The sequence below is a fragment of the Burkholderia cepacia complex sp. TUM26381 genome (genome assembly GCF_057439935.1).
Genome location: NZ_CM172006.1, coordinates 398942 through 413280 on the forward strand (window position 1 = coordinate 398942; position 14339 = coordinate 413280).

Below are 14339 nucleotides of genomic sequence, written 5' to 3' on the forward strand. Positions count from 1 at the left end.
CTCCCATGTCCATCACCATCCGCAGGCTCGATTCGACGAACGAAGGCTTCGGCGCCGCGCTGCGCGCCGTGCTCGCATTCGAGGCGAGCGAAGACGAAGCGATCGAGCAATCGGTCGCGCAGATCCTCGCCGACGTGAAGTCGCGCGGCGACGCCGCGGTGCTCGAGTACACGAACCGCTTCGACCGGCTGAGCGCGAACAGCGTCGCCGCGCTCGAACTGCCGCAGGACGCGCTTCAGACGGCGCTCGACGGTCTCGCGCCGAAGGCGCGCGCCGCGCTGGAAGCTGCCGCGGCGCGGGTGCGCGCGTACCACGAGAAGCAGAAGATCGAGTGCGGCACGCATAGCTGGCAGTACACGGAAAGCGACGGCACGGTGCTCGGCCAGAAGGTCATGCCGCTCGATCGCGTCGGCCTGTACGTGCCGGGCGGCAAGGCCGCGTATCCGTCGTCGGTGCTGATGAATGCGATTCCCGCGCGCGTCGCGGGTGTCGGCGAGATCGTGATGGTCGTGCCGACGCCGGACGGCGTGAAGAACGACCTCGTGCTCGCCGCGGCGCTGCTCGGCGGCGTCGATCGCGTGTTCACGATCGGCGGCGCGCAGGCGGTCGGCGCGCTCGCGTACGGCACGGCGACGGTGCCGGCCGTCGACAAGATCTGCGGCCCCGGCAATGCGTATGTCGCGTCGGCGAAGCGCCGCGTGTTCGGCACGGTCGGCATCGACATGATCGCCGGGCCGTCGGAAATCCTCGTGCTGTGCGACGGCACGACCGATCCGAACTGGGTCGCGATGGACCTGTTCTCGCAGGCCGAGCACGACGAACTCGCGCAGTCGATCCTGCTGTGCCCGGACGGCGCGTTCCTCGACCGCGTCGCGAAGGCGATCGACGAGCTGCTGCCGTCGATGCCGCGCCAGGACGTGATCCGCGCATCGCTCGAAGGCCGCGGCGCGCTGATCAAGGTGCGCGACATGGCTGAAGCGTGCCGGATCGCGAACGACATCGCGCCGGAACACCTGGAAATCTCGGCGCTGGAGCCTCAGCAATGGGGCCAGCAGATCCGCCACGCCGGCGCGATCTTCCTCGGCCGCTATACGAGCGAGAGCCTCGGCGACTACTGCGCAGGCCCGAACCACGTGCTGCCGACGTCGCGCACCGCGCGCTTCTCGTCGCCGCTCGGCGTGTACGACTTCATCAAGCGTTCGAGCCTGATCGAAGTCAGCGCGGAAGGCGCGCAGACGCTCGGCGAGATCGCTTCCGAGCTCGCGTACGGCGAAGGGCTGCAGGCGCACGCGAAGAGCGCCGAGTTCCGGATGAAGAGCTGACGGGGCGGGGCCGGGGCGGGCGCCGATGCGCCGGCGCCGGCTGCATCCCCCCGGGGCTGGAGACGAGTGCAGGGCGGCAGCCGCCGCCTTGCCGACCATTTGATGCCGGCGCGACGCACGCCGGCTTGAGACCATGACGACGCCACAAGACATCATCCGCCGCGACGTGCTCGCGATGACGAGCTACCCGGTGCCCGACGCGAGCGGGTTCGTGAAGCTCGACGCGATGGAGAACCCGTATCCGCTGCCCGAAGCGCTGGCGGCGGCGCTCGGCGAGCGTCTTGCGCAGGTCGCGCTGAACCGCTACCCGGCGCCGCGCCCGGCCGCGCTGCTCGACAAGCTGCGCCACGCGATGCGCGTGCCGGCCGGATGCGACGTGCTGCTCGGCAACGGTTCCGACGAAATCATCAGCATGATCTCGGTCGCGTGCGCGCAGCCGGGCGCGAAGGTGCTCGCGCCGGTGCCGGGCTTCGTGATGTACGAGCTGTCGGCGAAGCTCGCGCAGCTCGAATTCGTCGGCGTGCCGCTGAAGGCCGACCTGACGCTCGACGTCGACGCGATGCTCGCGGCGATCGCCGAGCACCGGCCGGCGATCATCTATCTCGCGTATCCGAACAACCCGACCGGCACGCTGTACGACGATGCCGACGTCGAACGGATCATTGCCGCCGCGCGGCACAGCCTGATCGTGATCGACGAGGCGTACCAGCCGTTCGCCGAGCGTTCGTGGCTGCCGCGCGCCGCCGAGTTCGACAACGTCGTCGTGATGCGCACGGTGTCGAAGCTCGGCCTCGCGGGCATCCGCCTCGGCTATCTCGTCGGTTCGCCCGCGTGGCTGAACGAATTCGACAAGGTGCGCCCGCCGTACAACATCAACGTGCTGACCCAGGCGACCGCCGATTTCCTGCTCGACCACCTCGGCGTGCTCGATGCGCAGGCGGCCGAGTTGCGTGCGGAACGCACGCGTCTCGCGCAGGCCGTGGCCGCGCTGCCGGGCGCGACGGTGTTCCCGAGCGCCGGCAATTTCCTGCTGGTGCGGGTGCCGGATGCGGCCGCCGTGTTCGATGCGCTGCTCACCGAGCGGGTGCTGGTCAAAAACGTGAGTAAAATGCATCCATTGCTGGCCGAATGTGTGCGGCTGACCGTCGGTTCTCCCGACGAAAACGCCCGCCTGCTGGCCGCCTTGAAACTCGCGCTGCCCGGTTGAGCCCAGGGCGCGGCGCGCGACGATCAATCCCCATTTACATCAGACTCAATCAAGGAATTGCCATGCGTGTGGCGGAAGTCGTTCGCAATACCAGCGAAACGCAGATCCGTGTGAAGCTCGATCTCGACGGCACCGGCCAGCAGAAGCTGGCCACCGGCGTGCCGTTTCTCGACCATATGCTCGACCAGATCGCGCGACACGGTCTGTTCGATCTCGAGGTCGAAGCGCATGGCGACACGCATATCGACGACCACCACACGGTCGAGGACGTCGGCATCACGCTCGGTCAGGCCGTCGCGAAGGCGATCGGCGACCGCAAGGGCATCCGCCGCTACGGCCATTCGTACGTGCCGCTCGACGAGGCGCTGTCGCGCGTCGTGATCGACTTCTCGGGCCGGCCGGGCCTCGAATTCCACGTGCCGTTCACGCGGGCGCGGATCGGCACGTTCGACGTCGACCTGTCGATCGAATTCTTCCGCGGTTTCGTGAACCACGCGGGCGTCACGCTGCACATCGACAACCTGCGCGGGATCAACGCGCACCATCAGCTCGAGACGGTGTTCAAGGCCTTCGGCCGTGCGCTGCGCGCGGCGGTGGAGCTGGACGAACGTGCGGCGGGGCAGATTCCGTCGACCAAGGGCAGCCTCTGAACTTCCGAACGGACGGACGCTAAGGACAACCTCACGGCTTCGGCGCGCGGCGCCGGCTTGCGATGGATCTGCTCAAATCGTTCATTTCGCTGCTGGCGCTGATCAATCCGGTCGGTGCGGTGCCGTTCTTCCTGAGCCTGACGGCGCAGCAGACGGACGACGAGCGGCGTCGCACGATCCGGATCGCCGCGGTGTCGGTGTTCTGCGTGATGACGGTGACCGCGCTGCTCGGGCAGCAGATCATCAACTTCTTCGGCATTTCGGTCGGGTCGCTCGAAGTGGGCGGCGGGATCATCATGCTGCTGATGGCGATCAACATGCTGAACGCGCAGATCGGCAACACGCGATCGACGCCGGAGGAGCGCCACGAGGCCGAGCTGAAGGACAACATCGCGGTCGTGCCGCTGGCGATACCGCTGCTCACGGGCCCCGGCTCGATCAGCACGGTGATCATCTATGCGGCGAACGCGCATCACTGGTATGAACGGGCCGGGCTGGTCGCGATCGGCGCGGTCCTGGCTTTTCTGTGTTTCGTCGCGATGCGGCTCGCCGAGCCGATCGCGAACTGGATCGGCCGCACGGGCATCAACATCGCCACGCGGCTGATGGGTCTGATGCTGTCGGCGCTGGCGGTGGAATTCATCGTCAATGGACTGAGGGCGCTACTGCCTGCACTGAGATGAAAACTTCGATTGCGATTGTGGATTATGGGATGGGCAACCTGCGCTCGGTCGCGCAGGCGCTCAAGAAGGCCGAACCGGCCGCCGACGTGGCGATCGTCGACACGCCGGCTGCGATTCGCGCGGCCGACCGCGTCGTGCTGCCCGGCCAGGGCGCGATGCCCGACTGCATGCGCTGTCTCGGCGAATCGGGCCTGCAGGAGGCCGTGATCGAGGCGTCGCGCACGAAGCCGCTGCTCGGCGTGTGCGTCGGCGAGCAGATGCTGTTCGACTGGAGCGCGGAAGGCGACACGAAGGGCCTCGGCCTGTTGCCCGGCAAGGTCGTGCGCTTCGAGCTCGACGGCCGCCTGCAGGACGACGGCTCGCGCTTCAAGGTGCCGCAGATGGGCTGGAACCGCGTGCGCCAGTCGCAGCCGCACCCGCTGTGGGACGGCGTGCCCGACGACGCCTATTTCTACTTCGTGCACAGTTATTACGTGACGCCGGACAACCCGGCGCATACGGTTGGCGAAACGGCATACGGCGCGCCGTTTACGTCCGCGGTCGCGCGGGATAATCTCTTCGCGACCCAATTCCACCCCGAGAAAAGCGCGGAGGTCGGGTTGCGTCTGTATCGCAACTTCGTACACTGGAAACCGTGAACGTCGCGTGCGTGCCACAGTTGGCGGGCTGGAAAGGCCTGTCGCACGGGGCTCACACGAGGGCCTGTTCCCGCCGATAACGGGCTTGCGCTGGCCGCCAGAAGGGCCGAGCGCAAGGATTGCGACGAAGCGAATACTCGACGTATTCGCGACGAGTATGACGCGGCGATCGGCCTTCTGGCGGCCAGCCCCAAGAAGGATTTTGTTGAATTGCGGGAACGTGCGTTGCCGGCCGTATTGCGGCGTCGATCGTCGCTTGTTTGGCTCGGCCAAACGGCGCTCCTCACTCGTTGCACGACGACCGGCAACGCACGTTCGCAAGCCCGTTATTGGCGGGAACAGGCCCTAAGCGCCGAAAGAGTTGTACTAAACTAGCGAGACGGCGCGGTACCGGATTGGCCGGTACGCGCCGGATTCTTTTCTTTTTCCACGACGACACCCGATTGCTATGTTGCTGATTCCGGCCATCGATCTCAAAGACGGTCAGTGTGTGCGCCTTAAACAGGGCGATATGGACCAGGCCACGATTTTTTCCGAGGACCCGGCGGCGATGGCCCGCAAGTGGGTTGATCTCGGCGCCCGGCGGCTCCATCTGGTCGACCTGAACGGCGCATTCGCCGGCAAGCCGAAGAATCTCGAGGCGATCGAAGCGATCCTCGACGAAGTCGGCGATGAAATCCCCGTACAGCTCGGCGGCGGCATCCGCAGCCTCGAGACGATCGAGAAGTACCTCGATGCGGGCCTGTCCTACGTGATCATCGGCACGGCGGCCGTGAAGGACCCGGGCTTCCTGCAGGACGCGTGCACCGCGTTCGCCGGCAGCATCATCGTCGGCCTCGATGCGAAGGACGGCAAGGTCGCGACCGACGGCTGGAGCAAGCTGACCGGCCACGAAGTGATCGATCTCGCGAAGAAGTTCGAGGACTACGGCGTCGAATCGATCGTCTACACGGACATCGGCCGCGACGGCATGCTGCAGGGCATCAACATCGATGCGACCGTGAAGCTCGCGCAGGCGGTCGGCATCCCGGTGATCGCCAGCGGCGGCCTGTCGAACCTCACGGACATCGAGAACCTGTGCGAAGTGGAAGAGCACGGCGTCGAAGGCGTGATCTGCGGCCGTGCGATCTACTCCGGCGATCTCGATTTCGCGGCCGCGCAAAAGCGCGCGGACGAACTGAACGGCGAACTCGACAACGCGTAACGCGGTTGTCCCGTTCGCCGGGGCTGCCCGCAGGCGGCCCCGACCGGAAGCCTCGCGCGAGGCTTCCGCAACCGGCCGTCCCAGCGCGGCATTTGGCGCAACATCATGGCTCTAGCTAAACGCATCATCCCCTGCCTGGACGTGACAGCCGGGCGTGTCGTCAAGGGCGTCAACTTCGTCGAGCTGCGCGATGCCGGCGATCCCGTCGAAATCGCCCGCCGCTACGACGACCAGGGTGCCGATGAACTGACGTTCCTCGACATCACCGCGACGTCCGACCAGCGCGACCTGATCCTGCCGATCATCGAAGCCGTCGCGTCGCAGGTGTTCATTCCGCTGACCGTCGGCGGCGGCGTGCGTGCCGTCGAGGACGTGCGGCGCCTGCTGAACGCGGGCGCGGACAAGGTCAGCATGAATTCGTCGGCGGTCGCGAACCCGCAGCTCGTGCGCGACGCGGCCGACAAGTACGGTTCGCAGTGCATCGTCGTCGCGATCGACGCGAAGCGCGTGTCGGCCGACGGCGAGACGCCGCGCTGGGAAGTCTTCACGCACGGCGGCCGCAAGAACACGGGCCTCGACGCGATCGAATGGGCGCGCAAGATGGCCGAGCTCGGCGCGGGCGAGATCCTGCTCACGAGCATGGACCGCGACGGCACGAAGTCGGGCTTCGACCTCGCGCTCACGCGCGGCGTGTCGGACGCGGTGCCCGTGCCGGTGATCGCATCGGGCGGCGTCGGGTCGCTGCAGCATCTGGCTGACGGCATCAAGGACGGCCGCGCCGACGCAGTGCTGGCCGCGAGCATCTTCCACTACGGCGAGCACACGGTCGGCGAGGCGAAACGCTTCATGTCCGACCAGGGCATCCCGGTGAGGCTGTGATGAATACGGAAACGAAATCCCTGCCCGCGTGGCTCGACAAGGTCCGCTGGGACGACAACGGCCTCGTGCCGGTGATCGCGCAGGAAGCGTCGACGAACGACGTGCTGATGTTCGCGTGGATGAACCGCGAGGCACTCGCGAAGACGATCGAGACGCAGCGCGCGGTCTACTATTCGCGCTCGCGCAAGCGGTTGTGGTTCAAGGGCGAGGAGTCGGGCCACGTGCAGCACGTGCACGAGGTGCGGCTCGATTGCGACGAGGACGTCGTGCTGCTGAAGGTCGAGCAGGTGTCGGGCATCGCATGCCACACCGGCCGGCATTCGTGCTTCTTCCAGAAATTCGAAGGCACCGTCGACAACGGCGACTGGGTCACGGTCGAACCGGTGCTGAAAGATCCCGAACACATCTACAAATGACGCAATCGACTCAAGACACGCTGCTGCGCCTCGCGGCCGTGATCGATGGCCGCAAGGGCGGCGACCCCGACCAATCGTACGTATCGCGCCTGTTCCACAAGGGCGACGATGCCGTGCTGAAGAAGATCGGCGAAGAGGCGACGGAAGTCGTGCTGGCCGCGAAGGACGTGCGCCAGGGCGGCGCGCCGACCGCGCTCGTCAGCGAGGTGGCCGACCTGTGGTTCCACTGCCTCGTGATGCTGTCGCACTTCGACCTGAGCCCGGCCGACGTGATCGCCGAACTCGAGCGCCGCGAAGGCCTGTCGGGCATCGAGGAAAAAGCGCTGCGCAAGCGCCGCGAGCGCGAGGAAAACGGCGGGTGACAGGCGTTGCCCCGCCGCGGTGGCGACAGTGCGGTAAGCTGTAAGAATTGTCATCTAACGGGGGTAGCATCATGAACGATACGTCGAACCAGTTTCCGACGCCTGCGGTGCCGGGGGCGGCGGATGCCGAGCGCCTGAACGGGCTGCGCACGCTGACTCACGTGCTCTACGGCCTTTATGCATTTCACTGGCTGACGGGCGGCGTCACGGGCATCATCGCGATCATCATCAACTACGTGAAGCGTGGCGATGTGGCCGGCACGCCGTACGCCGATCACTTCGAGTGGCAGATCCGCACGTTCTGGCGCGCGCTGATCGCTTACGTGATCGGGTTCGCGCTGGCGTTCGTGGTGATCGGATTTGCAGTGATGTTTGTCACATGGATCTGGACGCTGTACCGTATCATCAAGGGTTGGCTGTACCTGAACGACAACAAGACGCTCGATCCGCAGGCGTGGTTCTGACCGGCCGCGCGCGGGTGTCTGCAGGAGCAACATGAGTCACGATCCGAATTGCCTGTTCTGCAAGATCGCGGCAGGCGAGATCCCGAGCACGAAAGTGCACGAGGACGACGAATTCGTCGCGTTCCGCGACATCCGCCCGGCGGCCGAGACGCACGTGCTCGTGATTCCGCGCCGGCATCTGCCGACGCTGTCGGCGGCGGGCGAGGCCGATGCGCCGATGCTCGGCCGGCTGATGCTGCTTGTCGCGCGTCTTGCCGACCAGCTCGGCGTCGCGTATACGGGCGGCGAAACCGGTTTTCGCACGGTGATCAATACGGGTCCGGGTGGCGGGCAGGAGGTATACCACCTGCACGCGCATATCCTGGCCGGCCCGCGCCCCTGGCAGCGGATGGGTTGACGACGCGGGGCGTTTCCCCGCATCCGATAGTCGAAGCCGGCGCGTCGCCGGCGATTTGCGCCGCGTAGCGGCGTGGTTGAGGAGAGGTTTCATCATGGGTGGATTGAGCATTTGGCACTGGCTGATCGTGCTGCTGATCGTCGCGCTGGTATTCGGTACGAAGAAACTGCGCAACATCGGCAACGATCTCGGCAGCGCCGTGAAGGGTTTCAAGGACGGCATGAAGGAAGGCGAAACGCCGGCCGACGCGCAGCAACTGCCGCGCACGGGCTCGGTCGACGTCAACGCGAAGGAAACGACGCGTTCCGATTCGAACAAGGCGTAACGCCGGCACGCTGACAGGCATTCGCGATGCTGGATCTCGGTCTTTCCAAGATGGCGCTGATCGGCGTCGTCGCACTCGTGGTGCTCGGCCCCGAGCGCCTGCCGCGCGTCGCGCGTACGGCAGGCGCGCTGTTCGGCCGTGCGCAGCGGTACATCAACGACGTGAAGGCCGAGGTCTCGCGCGAAATCGAACTCGACGCGTTGCGGACGATGAAAACCGATTTCGAATCGGCCGCGCGCAATGTCGAGACGACGATTCACGACAACCTGCGCGAGCACGAGAAAGACCTGAACGACACGTGGCATTCCGCGGTCGGCGGTCTTGACGGGGCTTCCGGCGACGCCGGGTCCTACGGTTCCGGCGCCCCTGCGGCGCCGTCGTGGCGCGGCAGTACGGCCGCGCTTGCGCCGAAGCGCCGCAACTGGCGCGTGAAGCAGGCGGCGACGCCTGTCTGGTACAAACGCACGACCACCCGCCGTACGCATGTGCAGTCGGGCGCCGCGCGTGTCGCGCGCCACCAGCCGGCCAGCCTGCGCCGGCCGACGCGCTTCTTCTGAGCCGAGCGCATGCTCGCTCGTCAATCCTACCGAGGGCCGGCGTGAGCGACCCCCAGCAGAACCCGGGCGACGCCCCGGAAGAAACCTTCATTTCCCATCTCGTCGAGCTTCGCGATCGCATCATTCGCGCGGGCCTGGCCGTGATCGTCGTGTTCCTCGGGCTCGTCTACTGGGCGCCCGACATCTTCCGGCTGCTCGCGCGGCCGCTGATGGAGAACCTGCCGAAAGACGGCAAGATGATCGTCACCGACGTCACCGGCTCGTTCTTCGTGCCGATGAAAGTCACGATGCTCGTCGCGCTCGTGATCGCGCTGCCGGTCGTGCTGTACCAGATCTGGGCGTTTATCGCGCCGGGGCTGTACCAGCACGAGAAGAAGCTCGTCACGCCGCTCGTCGGCAGCAGCTACGTGCTGTTCCTGTGCGGGATGGCATTTGCGTACTTCCTCGTGTTCCCGACGATCTTCCGCGTGATGGCGCACTACAACGCGCCGCTCGGGGCCGAGATGACGACCGACATCGACAACTACCTGAGCTTCGTGCTCGGGATGTTCATCGCGTTCGGGGTGACATTCGAGGTGCCGATCGTCGTCGTGCTGCTCGTCCGGATGGGCGTGCTGTCCTTGAAGAAGCTGAAGGAGATGCGGCCCTACGTGATCGTCGGCGCATTCGTGGTCGCGGCGGTCGTCACGCCGCCGGACGTGTTCTCGCAACTGATGCTCGCGCTGCCGCTGATCGTGCTGTTCGAGATCGGGCTGCTGGCCGCGCGGTTCTTCGTGCCGAAGAAGCCGGCCGAAGAGAGCGAGGCGGGGAACGGCGAAGCCGCGAGTTGACGGCGGCGCGCCGGGTGGCGGGCTGGCCTTCCGGTCAGGCCTGAGCGGCCCGGCGGCGCCGTCAGCCGCCAAGCGTGTGGTGACCACGTTCCCGGCAACGCGAATCGATCGACGCAAAGCAAAAGGGCAGCCGACCGGCTGCCCTTTTTCATTTCCACCGACGGCAACGCGCGTGGTGTCGCGCTGCCCGTCTGTCGACCCTCATTCGGTATCGCTGTCCTGCTCGTCGAGCGCCTGCTTCGGCGGCGGCGGGCGCTTGCCGATCACGACGTTCACGTCCAGCTCCTTGCCCTTGCGCACGACGTGCACCTTGGTCGGCGTGCCGGGCTTGATCTGCGCGACGGTGTTCAGCAGCTTCGTCGTGTCGGTGATCTCCTCGCCGTTCACACTCACGAGGATATCGCCCGGCTTGATGCCGGCCTTGTCGGCCGGGCCGCCCTGCAGCACGCCCGCGACGATCGCGCCCGATTTCTGCTGGAGCCCGAACGACTCGGCGATCTCCGGCGTGACGTCCTGCGGCTCGACGCCGATCCAGCCGCGCGTGACCGAGCCCGTCGTGATGATGCTTTCGAGCACCGTGCGCGCGGTCGACACGGGAATCGCGAAGCCGATGCCGAGCGAGCCGCCCGAGCGCGAATAGATCGCCGTGTTGATCCCGAGCAGGTTGCCGTTCACGTCGACCAGCGCGCCGCCCGAGTTGCCGGGGTTGATCGGCGCATCGGTCTGGATGAAGTTCTCGAACGTGTTGATGCCGAGGTGATTGCGGCCGAGCGCGCTGATGATCCCCATCGTGACCGTCTGGCCGACGCCGAACGGGTTGCCGATCGCGAGCACGACGTCGCCGACCCGCGACTGGTCGGAGCGGCCGAGCGTGATCGTCGGCAGGTTCGTCATGTTGATCTTCAGCACGGCGAGATCGGTCTCGGGATCGCTGCCGATCACCTTCGCGGTGGCCGTACGGCCGTCGGCGAGCGCAACTTCGATCTGGTCGGCGCCGTCCACGACGTGCTGGTTCGTTAGAATGTAACCTTCAGGGCTCACGATAACGCCCGAGCCAAGGTTGGCTGCCGGTTCGTCCTGCTGCTTGCGGGCGTTGCGGTCGCCGAAGAAGTAGCGGAACAGCGGATCTTTTGCGCGCGGGTCGGGCGGCAGCGAGCCGTCCTTGCTGGAGAACACGTTGACGACGGCCGGCATCGCCTTCTGCGCAGCTTCGGCGTACGACGTGGTCGCCGGTGCGCCGCCGATGCCCGGCGCGACTTCCCGCAGCGCAACGATCGGCGTGGCGAGCTGCTTGCCGAGCTGTCCTTGCCGTTGCAGCCATTGCGGCTTGAGCGTCACGACGATGAACATCAGCGCGAGCAGCACGGTAACCGCCTGCGCGAAGAACAGCCAGAAGCGTCTAAGCATCTGAATGGATTAGAGGTTTATATGGATCGGATCGAACTTGAATTGTACTTGAACAATACCCTTGAAACCGCGCGCTTCAAGGACTATTGCCCGAACGGCCTCCAGGTCGAGGGGCGCCGCAAGATCGAGAAGATCGCCACCGGCGTGACGGCGTCGGTCGCGTTCCTCGAGGCGGCGCTCGAATGGGGGGCAGATGCCGTGCTCGTCCATCACGGCTATTTCTGGCGCAACGAGGCGCCGCAGATCACGGGCCGCAAGTACCAGCGCCTGAAGCTGCTGCTCGCGAACGACCTGAACCTGTTCGCGTTCCACCTGCCGCTCGACGCGCATCCCGAATTCGGCAACAACGCGCAGCTCGGCGACAAGCTCGGGCTGATCGGCGAGCAGCGTTTCGGCGAAGGCGATCTCGGCTGGATGGCGACGCTGCCGATGCCCGTCACGCTCGAGCACTTCGTCGCGAAGGTCGAGCGCACGCTCGGCCGCACGCCGCTCGTGCTCGGCGACCCGGAGATGCAACTGCGCCGCATCGCGTGGTGCACGGGCGCCGCGCAGAGTTATTTCGACGCGGCGATCGACGCCGGCGCGGACGTGTACCTGACCGGCGAGGTGTCCGAATACGTGACGCACACGGCGGCCGAGAGCGGCGTCGCGTTCGTTGCGGCGGGGCACCATGCGACCGAACGTTACGGAATCCAGGCACTTGGCGCCCACTTGTCCGAAGAATTCGATCTCGAACACCTTTTTATCGATATCCATAACCCGGTCTGAACGGCGGATTTGCGGCGGTGCATCGAAATTTCGCAATGAAGCGGTCGCTTAAAAGCGAAATGATTTAATCGCTCCGATAGTGGGGGATAACCCTTAACTATCAATCACTTCGAAGGGATTTTCATCTCCGGGCCTTGTAAATGGCGACTCCATTCGAGCAAACTAGCGGCGGAATGGAAAGTCGTGACGGAAAATCCAACTCAGAAGTGGGGCGTGTGATGCGAGACAAGGAAGAGAAACGCGTCGACAGCGGCCGCCGTACCTGGCTGATTGCGACATCCGTAGCAGGTGGCGTAGGAGGCGTAGCCACCGTTATACCTTTCGCGGCGTCGCTGGCGCCGTCCGCGAAAGCGAAGGCGGCCGGTGCACCGGTCGAGGTCGATATCAGCGGCCTGAAACCCGGCGAAATGGTCACCGTGCCGTGGCGCGGCAAACCCGTCTGGATCCTGAACCGCACCGATTCGATGCTGTCCGACGTGGTCAAGGCCGACAAGGAAGTGGCCGATCCGACCACGAAATCCCCGTATTCGATGCCGTTGCCCGCGTATTGCGCCAACGAATATCGCTCGCGGGCCGATCGCAAGAACATTCTCGTCGTGATGGCCGTGTGTACGCACCTCGGCTGCACGCCTAGCCAACGCTTCACGCCTGGTCCGCAGCCGAACCTGCCGGACGACTGGCCGGGCGGTTTCCTGTGCCCGTGCCACGGTTCGACCTACGACCTCGCCGGCCGTGTGTTCAAGAACAAGCCGGCGCCTCAGAATCTCGACATCCCGCCCTACATGTTCACGTCGGCGACGACCCTCGTGATCGGCAAGGACGAGAAAGGAGAAGCGTGATGGCTGCCGACAACAAAGAAGTCTCCACGACAGGTCTCACCGGCTGGATCGACCAGCGCTTCCCGCTCACGTCCACCTGGAAGAAGCACGTTTCCGAGTACTACGCGCCGAAGAACTTCAACTTCTGGTACTTCTTCGGCTCCCTCGCGCTGCTGGTTCTGGTCAACCAGATCGTCACGGGCATCTTCCTGACGATGAACTACAAGCCCGACTCGACGCTCGCGTTCGCGTCGGTCGAGTACATCATGCGCGAGGTGCCGTGGGGCTGGCTGATCCGCTACATGCACTCGACCGGTGCATCGATGTTCTTCGTGGTCGTCTACCTGCACATGTTTCGCGGCCTGCTGTACGGGTCGTACCGCAAGCCGCGCGAGCTCGTGTGGATCTTCGGTTGCGCGATCTTTCTGTGCCTGATGGCCGAGGCGTTCTTCGGCTACCTGCTGCCGTGGGGCCAGATGTCGTTCTGGGGCGCGCAGGTGATCGTGAACCTGTTCTCGGCGATCCCGTTCGTCGGCCCGGACCTGTCGCTGTGGATTCGCGGCGACTATGTCGTGTCCGACGTCACGCTGAACCGCTTCTTCGCGTTCCACGTGATCGCGATTCCGCTCGTGCTGGTCGGCCTCGTGGTCGCGCACCTCGTTGCGCTGCACGAAGTGGGGTCAAATAACCCGGACGGTATCGAGATCAAGGCGAAGAAGGACGAGAACGGCATCCCGCTCGACGGCATCCCGTTCCATCCGTACTACTCGGTGCACGATTTCCTCGGCGTGTGCGTGTTCCTGATGGTGTTCGCACTGATCGTGTTCTTCTCGCCGGAGATGGGCGGCTACTTCCTCGAGGCGAACAACTTCGTCCCGGCGAACCCGCTGCAGACGCCGCCCGAGATCGCGCCGGTCTGGTACTTCACCGCGTTCTACGCGATGCTGCGCGCGACCACCGACCCGTTCAAGATCGTGCTGATGATCGTGATCGCGCTGCTCGGCGTGCTGGCGCTGATCCGTGCGCGCGGCAAGTGGAAGGCCGGGCTGCCGGTGCTGGCCGCGGCGATCGTCGTGTTCATGTACCTGACGGAGTCGAAGTTCTGGGGCGTCGTCGTGATGGGTTCGGCGGTGATCACGCTGTTCTTCCTGCCGTGGCTCGACCGCAGCCCGGTGAAGTCGATCCGCTACCGGCCGCTGTTCCACAAGGTGTTCCTCGGGATCTTCGTCGCGGCGTTCCTGACCCTCGCGTTCCTCGGCACGCGGCCGCCATCGCCGGCGGCGACGCTGATCGCGCAGGCTTGCGCGCTGATCTACTTCGCGTTCTTCCTCGGCATGCCCGTCTGGACGCCGCTTGGCACGTTCAAGCAGCCGCCGGAGCGGGTGAGCTTCAAGCCCCATTAACGTGAGCGA

Annotated in this window: 18 protein-coding genes; 17 read left to right on the forward strand and 1 reads right to left on the reverse strand. The window is 65.5% G+C overall.

The genetic code is table 11. The features are described from left to right. Positions 1–5: 5 nt before the first annotated feature. The 14 genes from hisD to tatC all read left to right on the forward strand — a co-directional run bounded on the left by hisD (position 6) and on the right by tatC (position 9934). The gene (gene hisD / locus ACWMMN_RS01915) at positions 6–1322 is read left to right on the forward strand and encodes a histidinol dehydrogenase (RefSeq protein WP_059232571.1); all 1317 of its coding nucleotides are present in this window, start codon (positions 6–8) and stop codon (positions 1320–1322) included. Between the two features lie 133 nt (positions 1323–1455). Further along, the gene (hisC, locus tag ACWMMN_RS01920) at positions 1456–2529 is read left to right on the forward strand and encodes a histidinol-phosphate transaminase (RefSeq protein WP_486422930.1); all 1074 of its coding nucleotides are present in this window, start codon (positions 1456–1458) and stop codon (positions 2527–2529) included. A gap of 62 nt (positions 2530–2591) precedes the next feature. Then, positions 2592–3179, forward strand: coding sequence for an imidazoleglycerol-phosphate dehydratase HisB (gene hisB, locus ACWMMN_RS01925; RefSeq protein WP_059232569.1), 588 nt, complete (start codon positions 2592–2594; stop codon positions 3177–3179). 62 nt (positions 3180–3241) lie between these two features. Next, the gene (locus ACWMMN_RS01930) at positions 3242–3862 is read left to right on the forward strand and encodes a YchE family NAAT transporter (protein ID WP_059232568.1); all 621 of its coding nucleotides are present in this window, start codon (positions 3242–3244) and stop codon (positions 3860–3862) included. Continuing rightward, complete coding sequence (hisH, locus tag ACWMMN_RS01935) at positions 3859–4500, forward strand: imidazole glycerol phosphate synthase subunit HisH (protein WP_014898304.1); 642 nt, start codon at positions 3859–3861, stop codon at positions 4498–4500. Before ACWMMN_RS01930 ends, hisH begins: the two co-directional genes overlap by 4 nt. A gap of 448 nt (positions 4501–4948) precedes the next feature. Next, a complete protein-coding gene (hisA, locus tag ACWMMN_RS01940) occupies positions 4949–5704 on the forward strand; it encodes a 1-(5-phosphoribosyl)-5-[(5-phosphoribosylamino)methylideneamino]imidazole-4-carboxamide isomerase (protein WP_059232567.1) in 756 nt (251 codons plus the stop codon). Between the two features lie 105 nt (positions 5705–5809). After that, positions 5810–6583 carry an imidazole glycerol phosphate synthase subunit HisF gene (gene hisF, locus ACWMMN_RS01945; protein WP_006751800.1) on the forward strand — a complete coding sequence of 258 codons (774 nt, stop codon included), beginning with the start codon at positions 5810–5812 and terminating at the stop codon, positions 6581–6583. After that, a complete protein-coding gene (hisI, locus tag ACWMMN_RS01950; RefSeq protein WP_175847162.1) occupies positions 6583–6999 on the forward strand; it encodes a phosphoribosyl-AMP cyclohydrolase in 417 nt (138 codons plus the stop codon). Before hisF ends, hisI begins: the two co-directional genes overlap by 1 nt. Next, positions 6996–7361 (forward strand): phosphoribosyl-ATP diphosphatase, encoded by a 366-nt coding sequence (locus ACWMMN_RS01955; RefSeq protein WP_059232565.1) that lies wholly within the window; start codon positions 6996–6998, stop codon positions 7359–7361. Before hisI ends, ACWMMN_RS01955 begins: the two co-directional genes overlap by 4 nt. 71 nt (positions 7362–7432) lie before the next feature. Continuing rightward, positions 7433–7825, forward strand: coding sequence for a DUF4870 family protein (locus ACWMMN_RS01960; RefSeq protein ID WP_059236499.1), 393 nt, complete (start codon positions 7433–7435; stop codon positions 7823–7825). Positions 7826–7856: 31 nt separating this feature from the next. After that, positions 7857–8222, forward strand: a complete 366-nt coding sequence (locus ACWMMN_RS01965) for a histidine triad nucleotide-binding protein (protein ID WP_256085490.1) — start codon at positions 7857–7859, stop codon at positions 8220–8222. Positions 8223–8316: 94 nt separating this feature from the next. Further along, complete coding sequence (gene tatA / locus ACWMMN_RS01970; protein WP_059232563.1) at positions 8317–8547, forward strand: Sec-independent protein translocase subunit TatA; 231 nt, start codon at positions 8317–8319, stop codon at positions 8545–8547. Positions 8548–8573: 26 nt separating this feature from the next. Further along, positions 8574–9104: a Sec-independent protein translocase protein TatB gene (tatB, locus tag ACWMMN_RS01975; protein WP_174993766.1), complete on the forward strand. Its 531-nt coding sequence runs from the start codon at positions 8574–8576 to the stop codon at positions 9102–9104. Between the two features lie 41 nt (positions 9105–9145). Further along, positions 9146–9934: a twin-arginine translocase subunit TatC gene (gene tatC, locus ACWMMN_RS01980; protein ID WP_059232561.1), complete on the forward strand. Its 789-nt coding sequence runs from the start codon at positions 9146–9148 to the stop codon at positions 9932–9934. A 201-nt stretch (positions 9935–10135) separates the two neighbouring features. On the opposite strand, the gene ACWMMN_RS01985 is transcribed toward tatC, so the two are convergent. Continuing rightward, positions 10136–11341 (reverse strand): Do family serine endopeptidase, encoded by a 1206-nt coding sequence (locus tag ACWMMN_RS01985; protein ID WP_059236494.1) that lies wholly within the window; start codon positions 11339–11341, stop codon positions 10136–10138. 21 nt (positions 11342–11362) lie between these two features. Here ACWMMN_RS01985 and ACWMMN_RS01990 point away from each other — a divergent pair, with 21 nt between their 5' ends. From ACWMMN_RS01990 to ACWMMN_RS02000, 3 genes are all read left to right on the forward strand, one after another. Then, on the forward strand, positions 11363–12109 hold the full coding sequence (locus ACWMMN_RS01990; RefSeq protein ID WP_059236492.1) for a Nif3-like dinuclear metal center hexameric protein: 747 nt from the start codon (positions 11363–11365) through the stop codon (positions 12107–12109). A gap of 218 nt (positions 12110–12327) precedes the next feature. Then, positions 12328–12948, forward strand: a complete 621-nt coding sequence (gene petA / locus ACWMMN_RS01995; RefSeq protein ID WP_059236490.1) for a ubiquinol-cytochrome c reductase iron-sulfur subunit — start codon at positions 12328–12330, stop codon at positions 12946–12948. Further along, positions 12948–14330, forward strand: coding sequence for a cytochrome b (locus tag ACWMMN_RS02000; RefSeq protein WP_256085492.1), 1383 nt, complete (start codon positions 12948–12950; stop codon positions 14328–14330). The genes petA and ACWMMN_RS02000 overlap by 1 nt, the downstream gene beginning before the upstream one ends. Positions 14331–14339 lie beyond the last annotated feature (9 nt).